General features: G+C 48.9%; 15 protein-coding genes. 12 read left to right on the forward strand and 3 right to left on the reverse strand.

What is annotated here, in order from left to right; genetic code table 11:
- Positions 1-275: 275 nt before the first annotated feature.
- The 8 genes from M662_RS07670 (at position 276) to M662_RS07705 (ending at position 5,260) form a co-directional block, all read left to right on the forward strand.
- On the forward strand, positions 276-1,250 hold the full coding sequence (locus tag M662_RS07670; RefSeq protein WP_026578578.1) for an HD domain-containing protein: 975 nt from the start codon (positions 276-278) through the stop codon (positions 1,248-1,250).
- Positions 1,251-1,313: 63 nt separating this feature from the next.
- Positions 1,314-2,255 carry an alpha/beta hydrolase gene (locus tag M662_RS07675; protein ID WP_026578579.1) on the forward strand — a complete coding sequence of 314 codons (942 nt, stop codon included), beginning with the start codon at positions 1,314-1,316 and terminating at the stop codon, positions 2,253-2,255.
- 134 nt (positions 2,256-2,389) lie between these two features.
- Positions 2,390-2,914, forward strand: coding sequence for a GNAT family N-acetyltransferase (locus M662_RS07680; RefSeq protein WP_035388486.1), 525 nt, complete (start codon positions 2,390-2,392; stop codon positions 2,912-2,914).
- Between the two features lie 53 nt (positions 2,915-2,967).
- A complete protein-coding gene (locus tag M662_RS07685) occupies positions 2,968-3,156 on the forward strand; it encodes a hypothetical protein (RefSeq protein ID WP_026578581.1) in 189 nt (62 codons plus the stop codon).
- 15 nt (positions 3,157-3,171) lie between these two features.
- Complete coding sequence (locus M662_RS07690; RefSeq protein WP_035388489.1) at positions 3,172-3,729, forward strand: DUF4256 domain-containing protein; 558 nt, start codon at positions 3,172-3,174, stop codon at positions 3,727-3,729.
- A gap of 42 nt (positions 3,730-3,771) precedes the next feature.
- Positions 3,772-4,674, forward strand: a complete 903-nt coding sequence (locus M662_RS07695; RefSeq protein WP_236096557.1) for a M23 family metallopeptidase — start codon at positions 3,772-3,774, stop codon at positions 4,672-4,674.
- Positions 4,675-4,692: 18 nt separating this feature from the next.
- A complete protein-coding gene (locus tag M662_RS07700; protein ID WP_162129286.1) occupies positions 4,693-4,878 on the forward strand; it encodes a hypothetical protein in 186 nt (61 codons plus the stop codon).
- 208 nt (positions 4,879-5,086) lie between these two features.
- Complete coding sequence (locus M662_RS07705; protein WP_162129287.1) at positions 5,087-5,260, forward strand: CAT RNA binding domain-containing protein; 174 nt, start codon at positions 5,087-5,089, stop codon at positions 5,258-5,260.
- Here the strand turns inward: M662_RS07705 and istB are convergent.
- On the reverse strand, positions 5,215-5,979 hold the full coding sequence (gene istB / locus M662_RS07710) for an IS21-like element IS643 family helper ATPase IstB (RefSeq protein ID WP_026577073.1): 765 nt from the start codon (positions 5,977-5,979) through the stop codon (positions 5,215-5,217). The genes M662_RS07705 and istB overlap by 46 nt on opposite strands.
- On the reverse strand, positions 5,976-7,523 hold the full coding sequence (gene istA, locus M662_RS07715; protein ID WP_051348847.1) for an IS21 family transposase: 1,548 nt from the start codon (positions 7,521-7,523) through the stop codon (positions 5,976-5,978). The genes istB and istA overlap by 4 nt, the downstream gene beginning before the upstream one ends.
- 167 nt (positions 7,524-7,690) lie before the next feature.
- Between istA and licT the strand changes: the two genes are divergently transcribed.
- The 4 genes from licT (at position 7,691) to M662_RS19465 (ending at position 12,392) form a co-directional block, all read left to right on the forward strand.
- Complete coding sequence (gene licT / locus M662_RS07720) at positions 7,691-8,425, forward strand: BglG family transcription antiterminator LicT (RefSeq protein WP_328700176.1); 735 nt, start codon at positions 7,691-7,693, stop codon at positions 8,423-8,425.
- A gap of 195 nt (positions 8,426-8,620) precedes the next feature.
- Positions 8,621-10,534: a beta-glucoside-specific PTS transporter subunit IIABC gene (locus tag M662_RS07725; protein ID WP_026577608.1), complete on the forward strand. Its 1,914-nt coding sequence runs from the start codon at positions 8,621-8,623 to the stop codon at positions 10,532-10,534.
- Positions 10,535-10,631: 97 nt separating this feature from the next.
- On the forward strand, positions 10,632-12,101 hold the full coding sequence (locus M662_RS07730) for a glycoside hydrolase family 1 protein (protein WP_026577607.1): 1,470 nt from the start codon (positions 10,632-10,634) through the stop codon (positions 12,099-12,101).
- 135 nt (positions 12,102-12,236) lie between these two features.
- Positions 12,237-12,392: a hypothetical protein gene (locus M662_RS19465; RefSeq protein ID WP_201276726.1), complete on the forward strand. Its 156-nt coding sequence runs from the start codon at positions 12,237-12,239 to the stop codon at positions 12,390-12,392.
- 352 nt (positions 12,393-12,744) lie between these two features.
- On the opposite strand, the gene M662_RS07735 is transcribed toward M662_RS19465, so the two are convergent.
- The gene (locus M662_RS07735) at positions 12,745-14,136 is read right to left on the reverse strand and encodes an MBL fold metallo-hydrolase (RefSeq protein WP_026577606.1); all 1,392 of its coding nucleotides are present in this window, start codon (positions 14,134-14,136) and stop codon (positions 12,745-12,747) included.
- Positions 14,137-14,173 lie beyond the last annotated feature (37 nt).

The raw sequence follows: 14,173 nt of genomic DNA on the forward strand, positions 1-14,173 counted from the left end.
AGAACCTTTTCATAAGAAAATAGGCTTGAGCCGAGGTGTTAGTTTTGAAATAATTGGCAGTAGAGAAGGGGAGGTGGAAGCAATGCAGAAGGAACCGTTCAATGATGCCGTGGAGCTGCCGATCCGGATCATCGGTTACGTTCTGTTGGGAGCTTTGCACTGATGCTGATCCTTGGGCTGCCTGGTCATGTTCTTTTTTAAGGGAGAATCAGTGCTTAGCGATGAATATGGACATAATCGGTGACGAGACGGGATAAAAAAGGAGGTCGGGCCATGTGTACATAAGGGATTGCATTTACGGAGAATCGGAAGTGGACGGAGTGTTGGAGCGACTGATCAACAGTGCGCCGGTGCAGCGTTTGAAAGGGGTCCATCAGGCAGGAGCCGCCTATCTGGTGGAAGAAACGTGGGACGTCAGCCGGTTCGAACATTCGATTGGAGTCATGCTTCTGATCCGGAAGCTTGGAGGATCGGTGGAAGAACAGATCGCAGGACTCCTGCATGACGTATCGCACACGGCTTTTTCCCATGTGGTCGATACCGTGTTTGATAATAGAGCAGAGGACTACCATGAACAAATTTTCGATTCAGTCGTCCGGCATTCCGAAATTCCTGACATTTTGGAAACGTACGGATATTGCTGCGAAGATCTTCTGGACGACAGCAGGTGGACGCTGCTGGAGCGGCCTTCGCCTGAACTGTGCGCTGACCGCGTCGATTACACGCTCCGTGATATGTACCGCTACGGTAAGATCACGAAAGAAGAGGTAGAGAGGTTTCTTGAAGAGCTTGTAGTAGTGGACGGAAGTATGTATGTCTCCTCCGTGGATGCCGGTGAGTGGTTTGTCGAGACGTACTATAAGGAAGTCATCGACTTTTTCCTTGATCCGTTGAACATCTACAGCTACGACCGGCTTGCGGAAGTGTTGAAGCTCGCTATGGGTGAAGGGATTTTAACGACAGACGATTTTCTTCTGGAGGATGAGGCAGTAATAAGAAAGATCAAAAAAGCAGGAGACAGCAAAATTCTTCAGATGCTGGCTACTCTCCATTCCGATGTGGAGGTAGTGATCGATGAAGTGGACTATCATATCCACCGGGTGAACAAGATCAGGCTGATCGATCCTTCTGTGTGGAAGGGAGCAAAGCTCACCCCGGTTTCGGATCTTTCCTTCAACGTGAGGCAAAGGAATGAGGATGCGGAAAAGAGGGCGAGGAGAGGGACGTTTGTCCGTGTTTTATCTGCTTAGTTGTCATAGGCATCGTCGTTGCGGCCTTTCTATAGCTTGAAAATTCGAAGGGAGACAGTTCAGATGAAGACGAATCGACAGCAATCTTTTACGGGGCTTCAGCGGGAGGCCGTCGCACTCGTTGAGAATAAGCAATGCGATGCAGCGCTTGAACTTCTGGAGGAAGGAAAGGTGCAATATCCGGAGCGCCTGGACAGGATTGGTCATTGGAAAGCGGGCATCTACATGCTTTTGGGGAAGAAGGACAGGGCTGTCACAGAGCTTCAGCAGGTGCTTGATCAAGGAGTATGGTGGAATCCGTCCTTGCTGGAACAGGATGAGGAACTTGCCCCATTGCAGGGATCCAAGGAATTTCAGCGTATCCTGAGTCAGTGCGCCGAGCGGTTTGAAGAAGCTGATCGCGCAGCCAGCGCGGAGCTTGAAACGACAGGTAATCCGGAAGCGGATGTTGCTATAGTTGGCCTGCATTGGAAAGGCTCCAACGCGGCTGACTTTGCAGCTCAATGGAGCGACCCGGTGATTCTCGCGCGTTATTTCTTCGGCTTCGTTCAGTCCTCGCAGGTATTCAGCAAAGATATCTACCACTGGGACGATCCAGATACGGCTGCGGCCGATGTTACGTCTATGTATCAGCGTTTCTATCAAAGCTTTCCAACAGAGAAAAAGCGGATTCTCGCGGCGGGCGCCTCCCAGGGAGGAAAGACCGTCATCGAACTGCTTCTCCAAAACAAGCTGCCTGAAGTCGAAAGCTTCCTCGCTTTTGTTCCGTCGTTTACAGATGTGGACAAGCTTGCAGCACTTTTCGGGGATCAGGATGTATCGGACGTGAAAGGGTGCGTCATTACGGGGGATGAAGATCCTTTTTATGAGGAGACGAAGAAAGTGGTCGAACTTCTTCAGTCCAAGGGAGCTGACTGCAGGTTGATGGTCATCGAAGGGATGGGGCATAGGCTCCCGGATGAACTGGCCGAAAACCTGCAGGAGGTTGTAGATTATTTAGAATAATCATTAGAATCGTTTGTCGCAAGGATGACAGATGCTCCTCTGTTCGGTAGAGTTATAATATCAAATGTTTGAATTTTTTTACTATTGTTGATTAGTTATCTACTCCATATTAGTTACTATAAAGGAGGAACGTGATGATGGAAGGCAGTCGTCTGTATCTGCGTCCCATCGAAGATCAGGACATCGATGGAATCTGTCATTCTGTCCAGGATGAAGAGGCCCGCTATATGACAGGGACACGGCGGACATTCACGAAGAAAGAAATCATTGACAGGTACCGGAAGTTTCGGGAGGACTCTGCGAGACGTGATTTCGCGATCTGTCTTCGTGAAGGTGACAGGGTGGTTGGAGACCTGGCGATTGTGGATATCGATCAGAATAATCGTAAGGCCGGTTTTCGAATTTCGCTTCACGCCGGAGCCTATCAAAATAAGGGGTATGGGACAGAAGCGGTGAAGCTGGCCGTTCGGTATACGTTCGAAGAATTGGAGCTGAACCGGCTGGAGCTTGAGGTTTATTCGCATAATATCCGAGGTATTAAAGCCTACGAGAAAGCGGGGTTTCAAAAGGAAGGGGTGTGCAGGCAGGCGCTGTTTTGGAATGGCCGCTATTCGGATGAAATACTGATGGCGGTCCTGAAAGACGAATATGTCGGCTGATTCTTATTAAGGTGGTTGTTCTTATATAAATATCGGAATAGGGAGGAACGGCTATGGGTGCCATAACTGCTGTACTCGTCATCCTGTTGGCGGTGGTCGTCGATTTCTTTTGGTTGGACGTCGACCAAAGGAGATGGGGTTGGATGAAGAACTGGTCGAAGCTGCAAAAAGGTTTGTTCTTTGCCGGCTTTGCGGCTGCAGCCCTGCTTATTTATGCAGGATTAAGCTTGGAGTACATATAAAGAAGGAGGATCACTATGTCCAGACACGTATCACAGGATGAGAAGGCGGAGCTTTATGCGAAATGGAAGGATCGCTTTGATACAAATGCCGAGCGTCACCCGGGCCTTGGGTGGGAACATATCGAGAAAAAGCTCGAAGCGGATGAATCGAAGCTGTGGTCGCTTCGTGAAATGGAGCGCACCGGAGGGGAGCCGGATGTCGTCGGTTATGAAGAAGAGACAGATCGGTATCTTTTCTGTGACTGTTCGCCGGAGAGCCCTAAGGGCAGACGAAGCGTCTGTTACGACAGGGCGGCGCTCGAATCGAGGAAGAAATATAAGCCGGAAACGAGTGCCGTGGATATGGCGGAAGAAATGGGCGTCGAGCTGCTGACGGAAGAGGAATACCGCTCGCTGCAGAAGCTCGGGGAATTCGATAAGAAAACTTCAAGCTGGGTACAGACGCCGGCGGACATCCGTTCTCTCGGCGGAGCGCTGTTCTGCGACTATCGCTATGGGACGGTGTTTCTCTATCACAACGGAGCGGAATCCTATTATGCCGCCCGCGGCTTCCGCTGCCGGCTGCATGTGTGAATCCAGTCTCCGTAAGGAAAGAAGAGGAGGGATCTTTGTTTGATGGTTTGGATGTTGGCACCGATTTATCTCCTTCTTCCACTGGCACTTTTGTTCAATCTATGGAAGACGGATTATGCAGGCAGGAAGCTGCTCGTCATGGAATGGCTTGCCTGCCTGATGTTTATGAGCTACATATTCTTCCTTGGTCCGTGGGCCATTTATAATCATTATCTGCGCTGGCTCTGGCCGGTATTGTTCCTAGTCGTTTCCTTCTTCGTCTGGCGCAGGTACCCGGGGCTTCCGGTGAAAGGACCGGAGAAAAATAAGCCGTACCGCTTTTCCATGGGGATCAGTATCGCTCTCTTTCTCTACTTTGGTGTCATTACCACCGGCGCTTTGACCGGGTACAGGATGCCGGAACAAGAAAAGGCGGTGGATCTCGCTTTTCCGATGGAGGACGGGGTGTTTACGGTCGGTCACGGCGGGGCGAGTACGGCAATCAACTACCACCATGACGTTGCTCCTCAAGCCTACGCGAATGACATCACCCAGCTCCACTGGTGGGGGATGCGGGCGTCGGGACTGTCTCCGGAGAATTTGAAGAAATACCGCATTTACGGAACCCCTTTGTACAGCCCGTGCAGCGGCGAAGTGACAACGGCCGTCGATCGTTATGACGATCTATCCCCGCAGGAAGATCCGGATGAAGAGGCATCTCCAGCCGGGAACCACGTCATTTTATCCTGTGACGGGACGGAGGGCCATCTTGCTCATATGAAGCCGGGGAGTGTGGAAGTGGAAGAAGGTCAAATGGTCGAATCCGGTGACAGGCTCGGCAGCGTCGGTAATACGGGGAATACGACGGAACCTCATCTGCACATCCACGCGGAGAGAGATGGAGAAGGCGTTCCGATCACGTTTGACGGCAGATTTCTGAAGCGGAACAGTCTGGTCTTCGATTAAAGGACAGGTGGTACAGCGATGAAGAGAAGGAAATGGAAAGCCGTTGGGTTTATTTTGATGATCAGTGCAGCGATTGCCGTCGCCTCTAGCTACTATGGGTTTAAAGAGGCAGAAGCTTCCTGTCTCAAAAGCCGTGGGACGGTCGTTGAGAAGGATGTCAGCCTGCTTGCGTTTCATTGGAAGCTTTCTTGTGAGCAGGGATAGAGGCGGATCTCCTGCTGTGTAAAAGTATGCCATTGACAATCTCAATCCCTCTATATAAAATAAAAGAAAACGTTTACAACTTTATACCTAGTTGGATTGTTACTGTTCGGCAGGCAAAACCTAAATTGGTACAGAGGACGAATGGGTCTTCTTGCGCTCAATTTAGGTTTTTGTTGTTTTTATGCGTCGCTTAAGGAGGAGGCGGGATATGGAGATCAGGAAGATACTGAACAACAATGTCGTCGTGTCAAACAATGAGGCGGACCAGGAAATTGTCGTGATGGGACGGGGATGTAGACGTCAAGTCGAATTTTACACTTTATGCTCGTTTTCCCTTTACACTTCTGCTGAAAATATGCTTTTTCTATTTTTCATACGATGACTTTCCTCATTCTCTCCGCCATGTATAACTTCCACACGATGGAGTAAACGATCTAAAATCGCTGTCGTAATCCCCTGGTCGCCAATCAAATGCCCCCATTCCTCTGGACTTTTATTTGAGGTCAAAATGATCGAACTTCGTTCGTATAAATGGTTAATTAAATGAAAAAACAGATTTGCCTCTCGTTGATCCATCGCCATATACATCAGGTCATCAATAATCACAAGGTCAGCGTTTCTCATTCGTTTCAGTTGTACCTTTGATTTGTTCAGATACTCTTCCGTCTTTAAGAGCTGCACAAGATCCCCCATTGTAACGAAGTAAACATTGAATCCCCTGGAAACAGCTTCGATCCCCAGTCCAATGGCAATATACGTTTTCCCTATGCCGGGTGGCCCGAGAATAATTAAGTTATACTGCTGTTCCAGCCAGCTTAACTCTCTGAGTTGAGTTAGTTGGCGGGCAGTCAGAACGTTTTGACCACTCAGTTCAAACTCATCTAACGACTTAACGAAAGGAAAACGTGCCCATTTCATTCTTTTTTCAAGGCTTTTTGCTTCACGCTTTGCTAGTTCATATTGCGTAATCGATTCTAGAAATTCTAAGTAGGTCCATGAGGATTTTTCAGCTTCGCGAAGAAGCTGTGGAAGCTCCTCCGCCGTTTCTGAGAGCCGTAACTGACGAAACTGATCTTGTAATTCTTGTACTGTCTTGTTCATGATGATCGACCTCCTAAAATGCTGGTATAAGCATTTAAAGATCGAGTAGAGGCTTTAATATGACAACGTCTTGTTGAATAGGTATTAAAGGGTTTTATCTCTTTTAGCGGGTCATGAGGTAATTTATGAATGTGCTGGGCGATATCACGAAAGTCATTCGCACTAAACAGCTTTTCTCTCATACATTTGGCTAATACTTTTCCGATTACCGTTGGGTACTGTTGGATGACCTGGTGAATGATCGCAAACTGGTCTCGACGATACCTTGGGTATCTTTGGCTAATCTCGTCAAAGTAAGTAGCTGCCTGTGTTTGATTTTCAAAAAAGGAGACCAACCGTTGTTTGAATTCTTCAACCCCTTTGGAGCGATCACGGGTATGATTGCGGTTTTGAATGAGCTTTCCTTTTTCTAAACTGACACAGTGTTCGGCGATGATTTCACTTTCTGCTTCCTTTCGAATTACGAGCGTCGCCGGTTCTTGGCCTGTCACTTCAATCAAAACATGATTATCAACGTTTGTTTGATAAGTCCCGAGAGGGACGGAATATCGATTAGACTTATACCGGATTGTATTGTCCTTGCTTACACTTCTTGATATACTTTGATTATTGGTACTTTCAAATGAAAGTAGGGAAGAGACCGGCTTTAAGTGTTGCTTTTCGACGAGAAACACTTCGGCTGGTCTTTTTTTTGTTGTCTGATGAACTTGATAATTTCCGGTACGCTTTAGCCATTGTAGGGCCCGCTGATTCCAATCCTCTATATCACGGAACACTCGACTGTCTGCGAAATTGCCTTTAATGTACTTCACTACATTCTCAATCATTCCTTTAGATTCCGGATCAGCTCTCCTACACAAATGAACCGTAAACTTACGTTCATTCACATAACTTTGAAACTCAGCTGTTAAAAGCAGCTGTCCTGCATTTTCACTAACCGTAATTAAATGATCCTGATCGTATACAATTTCTTCTGTACACCCTCCGTAGAATTGAAAGGCATTTTCATGGCAGCGAATCGCATCTCTCGTGGTAAATGGTCTTGACTGCCATTCCATATACTTTTGTCTGGAGTGGGCGAGTACAAACGCAATGAAATACAACTTAATCTCTTTACGGTCAGTTGTCTTCTGTTTTGTTTCACCCCAGTCTACCTGGAGTTGTTTCCCCATTGGTTGTTCAGGTATTGCCTCATATTGGCGAACCAATTGTTTCTTCTCAATTTGGTAGACTTCCCTGACTTCTCTAACATATGACCTCACTGTACTTCCACCGACCGCTAGGTCGGGGTATCTCTCTAAAAGCCAATCGTGTATCTGTGCAGCACTCAAGTGGGGATACTCTTCTAACCAGGCGAGTATCCAATCTTTGTAGCTGTCTAATTTCTTTTTCTTGCCAATCGGTTGTTCCGTATAAGCTTTGGCTTCTTCAAAAGTCATCTCTAAATATTTATAGACAGTTGGTCTTGAGATCTTAAGCTCCTTAGCAATTTGTGCTATTTTAAACTTCCGTTTATGTAGGTCTTTGATATTTAAATACAACACTAATTTCTCCTCCAAAATCCTAACCTCCAGTAAAATAATGTCACCAACTATTTTACTAAAGTAATAGGCTGATAGAGCAAAAGTGTAAAATCTTATCAAGCGAAAACTGTCAACTTTATTCTAGCGTTTACAGGGGACTCGCATTCAAGAAGAAGGTCGGCGAAGAGGTGGATACATCGAAAATTGAAAAGACGTTCGTGCTGGAGAAACAGGGAACAGCGGACAAGCTGGGACAGCTCTTGCGGGATACGCCGGCGGTTTATTTGGATATTTCCTCGAAAATCATGGACTATGCGCAGTCGCTGCTTCCGTATAAGCTGGACGAGTACTTGTATGTAGCCTTGACGGATCACTTGAGTTTCGCAATCAGCCGGCATGAGCAGGGGATCGAATTGAAGAATCAGCTGTTATGGGAGATCAGGAAGTACTACAAGCAGGAGTTCCAGGTCGCATTGAGAGCGCTTGACATCATCAAAGAGGAGACCGGCATCACACTTGGGGAGGATGAAGCAGCGTCGATTGCCCTCCACCTCGTAAACAGTCAGCTTTCCAGTGACAACATGGCTTCTGCCGTGCAGGTGACGGAAATGGTCAACAATATTTTGAACATCGTGAAGTATCATTTCAAAATGGAACTCGACGAAGACTCTGTCAATTATGAACGGTTCCTGACCCATCTGCGTTTCTTTGCGGTCAGGTTCGTCCGAAAAGAGAAGCTGGAGGATTCGGTCGATGACTTTCTTTTCGATCAAATCAGACAGAAATATGAGGACGCCTTTGAAGCTACCCGAAAAGTTGCGCTGTATTTGGAGCGCAATTATGAGTGGCTGATCTCGAGGGATGAGCAGGTGTATTTGACCGTCCATATCCACAGGGTCAGTCAAAGGCAGCAGATTTCTTAAAAAAAGATTTAATTTTCTGAATGTAAGCGTTGACATAAACTCGCGCTCATGCTATCTTTTATTTAACTTAATAACCTTCGAAGGAATGTTACCAAATTTGGGCATAACCTGATCTGCTTCGGAAAAGCGCGCGCTTTCCGAATCGGTTCAGGTTTTTTATTTGCAAAAAATACCTCGGAAAGCAGGGATCGGATGATGAAATACGAACAGCTGGCAAGAGACATTATTGCTAACGTCGGCGGTAGAGAAAACGTGTTGAGTGTCGTTCATTGTATTACCCGTCTACGCTTTAAGTTGAAGGATGAAAGCAAAGCCAATACAGAAGTTCTGAAAGATATGGATGATGTCGTAACCGTCATGAAGAGCGGTGGTCAGTATCAAGTCGTCATCGGCAACCAGGTTCCTGATGTGTACAAGGCCGTCGTCGAAGTCGGCGGTTTCGCGGATCAGGCGGTCGTCGAACAAGATGGACCGCGGGAGAAGGAGAGCTTGTTCAACCGCTTCATCGACATCATCGCAAGTATTTTCACCCCGGTGCTCGGCGTGCTTGCTGCAACCGGTATGATCAAAGGTTTCAATGCACTATTCGTCACGTTCGGCTGGCTCGATGAAGCCGGGGGGACCTATCAGATTCTGAATGCCATCGGGGACTGTTTGTTCTACTTCCTGCCGATTTTCCTCGGCTATACAGCCAGTAAAAAATTCGGAGGCACCCCGTTTATCGGCATGGCCATCGGTGCTTCTCTCGTCTATCCGACCCTTTCCGGTCTGACAGCAGGCGACCCGCTCTACACGCTGTTTGCCGGAACGTTGATTGAATCACCGGTTCATATCACTTTTCTAGGTATTCCAGTCATCCTAATGACCTATTCTTCTTCCGTCATTCCGATCATTCTTGCTGCCTATTTCGGCTCACGTGTGGAAAAAGGGTTGAAAAAGGTGATTCCGGATGTCGTGAAAATGTTCTTAGTTCCGTTCTGTACGCTGTTGATCGTCGTACCGCTTACGTTCATGATCATCGGACCGATTGCTACGTGGGCAGGGCAGCTTGTAGGAGCCGCCTCCGTCGGTATTTACAGCTTGAGTCCGATTATCGCCGGAATCTTTATCGGTGGATTATGGCAGGTATTCGTCATGTTCGGCCTGCATTGGGGATTGGTCCCTGTCGCCATCAACAACCTGACAGTGAACGGATCAGATCCGGTGCTTGCCATGATGTTCGCAGCTTCCTTCGCACAGATCGGTGCGGTTCTAGGCGTCTGGTTGAAGACGAGAAACCAGAAGATGAAGACGCTCAGTCTTCCAGCGTTTCTCTCCGGTATTTTCGGTGTCACCGAGCCCGCAATCTATGGAATTACTCTGCCGCTTAAACGGCCGTTCATCATCAGCTGTATCGCAGCCGGCTTCGGCGGGGCGCTCCTTGGGGTATTCGGGTCTCAAACCTTTATTATCGGCGGACTTGGTATCTTCGGTATCCCGTCCTTCATCAGTCCTTCCGGTGGTTTGGATCTAGCATTTTGGGGATCCATCATCGCCGTTGCTGCCGCATTCGTACTGGGATTCGTGCTCACTTACCTGTTCGGTGGTGTCAATAAACAAGTGAAAGCGGACGGCCCGGAGAAGCAGGGGGCAGTGGAAGCGAAAGCGACAGAAGTGAAGGTGGAGAACTTAGTTATTGCCAGTCCGCTGCACGGGGACGTCCTTCCTCTTGAGACGATCAAAGACGCAGCCTTTGCATCCGGAGCGCTTGGAAACGGTGTCGCCATCGAGCCGACGGAAGGAAAGCTGTTCGCTCCCTTCTCCGGGAATGTATCGGCGCTGTTCCCGACGAACCATGCAGTCGGTTTGACAACCGATGACGGGGCGGAAATCCTCATTCACATTGGAATGGATACGGTCAAGCTGAACGGGCGGCACTTCACGAGCCGTGTCGCTCAGGGCGACCGGGTCGAAAAGGGACAGGTGCTGATCGAGTTTGATATCGAGGCGATCAAGGCCGAAGGATTCGCTGTCACGACGCCTGTAGTCGTGACGAACCAGCTTCCCTATCAACTTGTGACAACGAAGCAGACACAGCTGCAGGCCGGGGATACGTTGATGCAGGCGTAAAGGAGGCGGGAGAGAGGAGGGCGATGTCCCTTTTCTCTCAACAAACCAAATGTAAATGCGGCGGAAGCCGGTAAAAAATAATAAAGGGGTAAAGACAATGACAAAACAATCACAAGCATTTCCAGAAGGTTTCTTATGGGGTGGAGCGACAGCGGCCAATCAGATGGAGGGCGGCTTCGGAGAAGGAGAGAAAGGTCTGAATATCGCTGATGTTCTTCCCGGAGGAAAAAAGCGGCTTTCCATCTTAGCCGAGCCTGGGTTTAACTTTGAAATCGATAAAGAAACGTACACGTATCCGAACCATGAAGGCATCGATTTCTACCACCGGTATAAAGAAGATATCGCTCTTTTTGCCGAAATGGGATTCAAGGTCTTCCGGATGTCCATCGCCTGGACGAGAATTTTTCCGAAGGGGGACGAGAAGGAGCCGAATGAAGCGGGACTCGCGTTCTATGACCGCGTGTTTGATGAGCTCCATAAGCACGGCATCGAGCCGGTCGTCACCATTTCGCACTACGAAATGCCGGTCAACCTCGTCAAGGAGTACGGCGGCTGGCGGAGCCGGGAGGTCGTCACCTTCTTCGAGCGTTATGTCCATGCGATCTTCAATCGGTACAAAGGTAAGGTGAAGTACTGGATGACGTTCAATGAAATCAACAGCGGATTGATGATGCCGATTATGGGTCTCGGATTTTCCATTGAAAAGGAAGAGGACAAGTTCACGCCGACCTTCCAGGCTTTCCACCATCAGTTTGTCGCTTCAAGCCTTGCAGTCAAGGCGTGTCGTGAAATCATGCCGGAGGCGCAGATCGGCTGCATGATCATTTTTGCACCGGTGTATGCGTTTGACAGCAATCCGGAAAACCAGCTGCATGCCCTGCAGGAGGAGCGTTTGTTCAACTATTACTGTGCCGACGTCCAGGTGCGCGGGGAATACTCGCCGTTCGTTAAACGCTATTTCGACCAGAACGGCATTGAACTCGATATCAAAGAAGGGGATCTTGAACTGCTGAAGGAACATACGGTCGATTACATCGGCTTCAGTTACTATATGTCGCGGACGGAGAAGAAGCATAAGTCTGCGGAGGATAACGTCCACGGCAACATACTTTCCGGGGTGAAGAATCCGTTCCTCGAAGCGAGCGACTGGGGATGGGAGATCGACTTGATCGGTCTGCGTGTCTCGTTGAATAAATTGTATGAACGGTATGAGGTGCCGTTGTTCATCGTAGAAAACGGGCTTGGAGCCTACGATGAAATCGAAGCGGACGGATCGATTCAGGATGATTACCGGATCGATTACTTGAAGAAGCATGTGGAAGCGATGCGTGCGGCGGTCAACGAAGACGGTGTCGACTTGATGGGTTACACGAGCTGGGGCTGTATCGATCTTGTCAGTGCATCGACAGGGGAAATGTCGAAGCGTTACGGCTATATTTATGTCGACAAACACGATGATGGAAGCGGGACGCTGGAGAGGCGCCGGAAGAAGTCCTTCTACTGGTACCAGAAGGTGATCGAAACAAACGGTGCGGAACTGTCTCTTTCCACACCCGTCGAATCATAAGAGGAAGGACACATCCAACCGGGTGTGTCCTTTTCACACTCGGTTAAGGTTTTTATCCTTATAATTGCTTGTGGAGAACATTTCCAATCTGGTACACTTTAAGCAACCGCATCATTTGTGTCCGGAGGTGAGCCGATGTTGATGAAGCTTTGTTTTATGCTTTCCGCTTTATCCATCCCGTTGTCGATGACGGTGGATCAGGCAGGGTGGGGATTGATTGTTTCCTTGTTTTTCCTTTTGACCGCAGCCTTTTTCAGTAAACCGAGGTTTGCGGATCATCCAAATGTATAGTGGATTCACAGCAAAACGCCTGTCAGGTCATTCCTGACAGGCGTTTAACTTGATGAAGAAACACTTTTCATAAGGAGTGAGCGGGCTCCGTGGAATCGAGCGCTTTCCGTGGGGTGGCCGGTGAGCCTTCTCATCGCTTTGCTCTTCCGGGGTCTCACCTGTGCCACTATTCCCACAGGAGTCTGCTCGATTCCCCTCCGCCCTTTGTCCAAATGTCTTTCTTTTGTTTTCTTCCAATCGTCTATAGTTTTTAATGGTTGATCGGAATGTTTATGCTTTCCGTCCATAGCGAAGGGTTTCTCGACACCCTGAAACGCCTGTCAGGTCATCCTTGACAGGCGTTTCCTTTTGATCAAGTGACTGGCAGGTTCTCCTTCTTCCATTGGTGGAAGCCGCCTGTAACGTTAATGACTTCATACCCTTTGTTCAAGAGGATGCTTGCTGCAACAGCGGATCGTTTTCCCGAGGCGCAGTGGACGGCCACTTTATTTCCGGGAAGGTGCAGTTCTGTTTCCGGCAGCTGCGGAAGAGGAACGTGCTCGGCGCCTGGAATATGGCTTTCGTTCCATTCATGGTCGTAGCGGACGTCCAGAACCGGGATATCTCTTTTTGCCACTTCCTTCGGTAATTCGTTCGTATAGGAGCGGGGTGCTTCGGTTTTAGAAAGGGCAGACAGGGAAAACAGCCCTTTCAGGCGGTCCATCCCCATACTTGAAAGAACGCTCCGGATTTCCTGGAATTGGGGAGGGTCGGAGATGATGTAGATGTCTTTCTCATAATCGGCAAGTCTTCCCATCCATTCGGCGAAAACGTCCGGGAACGGCAGGTTGATCGTGCCGGGAAGGTGTCGGTTGGCATAATCGAAGGCGTTCCGTGTGTCGATGACCATCGCATTCCTGGACGCAGCGAGCCTTGCCATGTCTTCCGCTTTTCTTTCCATTTCTACGCCGGGGTTCACGTCGGACAGAGGTGTCATGCCGGTCGGGTTGACTTGTTTCATTCTCGTAAAGTAGGCGGGCGGTTCCGTCTGCCCCTCAAGGAGGAAGGAGAGGAATGCTTCTTCCTCTTCGAATTGGAAGGCAGGATTGTATAACTTCTCATATCCGACGGTGCTTGTCGGCACAGCTCCGAGCGACTTCCCGCAGGCGCTCCCTGCTCCGTGGCCCGGCCATATTTGAATATAGTCTTCATAGTTCTTGAAAGCTTCGAGGGACCGGAACATCTGCCTCGCTCCATTTTCCGTCGAGTTCTTGACACCGGCCGACTTCTCAAGTAAGTCCGGTCTGCCGACATCACCCACGAATACGAAGTCGCCTGTGAATACACCGATCGGCTTGTCCGCTGCGGCACCGTCGGTCAATTCAAAAGCCATGTGCTCCGGCGTATGACCCGGTGTATGGATTGCTTTTATCTGTACATTCCCGAGAGCGATGGTTTCCCCATCTTTTAATCCGTGCGTTGGTAACGAGGAAGGAAGCTCGTAGCCGCCGTTATCGGCTCCTTCCGTGGAGTGATAGATGGTCGCTCCTGTCCTTCGTGCAAGTTCCGTCACTCCGGAAACGAAGTCGGCATGGATATGGGTTTCAAACGCCTTCGTCAGGGTGTAGCCCTCCCGGCGTGCCGTCTCCAAATATACGTTAATGTTTCTGGATGGATCAATGATGGCAGCTTCCCCGGAAGCCTGGCAGCCGACCATATAAGAAGCCTGGGCCAGATGGCGATCATAGAAATACTTCAAATACATACATAGTCCTCCTAACGAATTGGAAATTTATAGGTAT

It is taken from the genome of Bacillus sp. SB49 (genome assembly GCF_000469135.2).
GTDB lineage: Bacteria > Bacillota > Bacilli > Bacillales > Halobacillaceae > Halobacillus.

Coding starts and splice junctions, on each gene's coding strand:
- M662_RS07680 (WP_035388486.1), top strand. CDS start 2,390: ATGATGGAAGGCAGTCGTCTGTATCTGCGTCCCATCGAAGATCAGGAC.
- M662_RS07675 (WP_026578579.1), top strand. CDS start 1,314: ATGAAGACGAATCGACAGCAATCTTTTACGGGGCTTCAGCGGGAGGCC.
- M662_RS07700 (WP_162129286.1), top strand. CDS start 4,693: ATGAAGAGAAGGAAATGGAAAGCCGTTGGGTTTATTTTGATGATCAGT.
- M662_RS07705 (WP_162129287.1), top strand. CDS start 5,087: ATGGAGATCAGGAAGATACTGAACAACAATGTCGTCGTGTCAAACAAT.
- M662_RS19465 (WP_201276726.1), top strand. CDS start 12,237: ATGTTGATGAAGCTTTGTTTTATGCTTTCCGCTTTATCCATCCCGTTG.
- istB (WP_026577073.1), bottom strand. CDS start 5,979: ATGAACAAGACAGTACAAGAATTACAAGATCAGTTTCGTCAGTTACGG.
- M662_RS07730 (WP_026577607.1), top strand. CDS start 10,632: ATGACAAAACAATCACAAGCATTTCCAGAAGGTTTCTTATGGGGTGGA.
- M662_RS07685 (WP_026578581.1), top strand. CDS start 2,968: ATGGGTGCCATAACTGCTGTACTCGTCATCCTGTTGGCGGTGGTCGTC.
- M662_RS07690 (WP_035388489.1), top strand. CDS start 3,172: ATGTCCAGACACGTATCACAGGATGAGAAGGCGGAGCTTTATGCGAAA.
- M662_RS07725 (WP_026577608.1), top strand. CDS start 8,621: ATGAAATACGAACAGCTGGCAAGAGACATTATTGCTAACGTCGGCGGT.
- M662_RS07695 (WP_236096557.1), top strand. CDS start 3,772: ATGGTTTGGATGTTGGCACCGATTTATCTCCTTCTTCCACTGGCACTT.
- M662_RS07735 (WP_026577606.1), bottom strand. CDS start 14,136: ATGTATTTGAAGTATTTCTATGATCGCCATCTGGCCCAGGCTTCTTAT.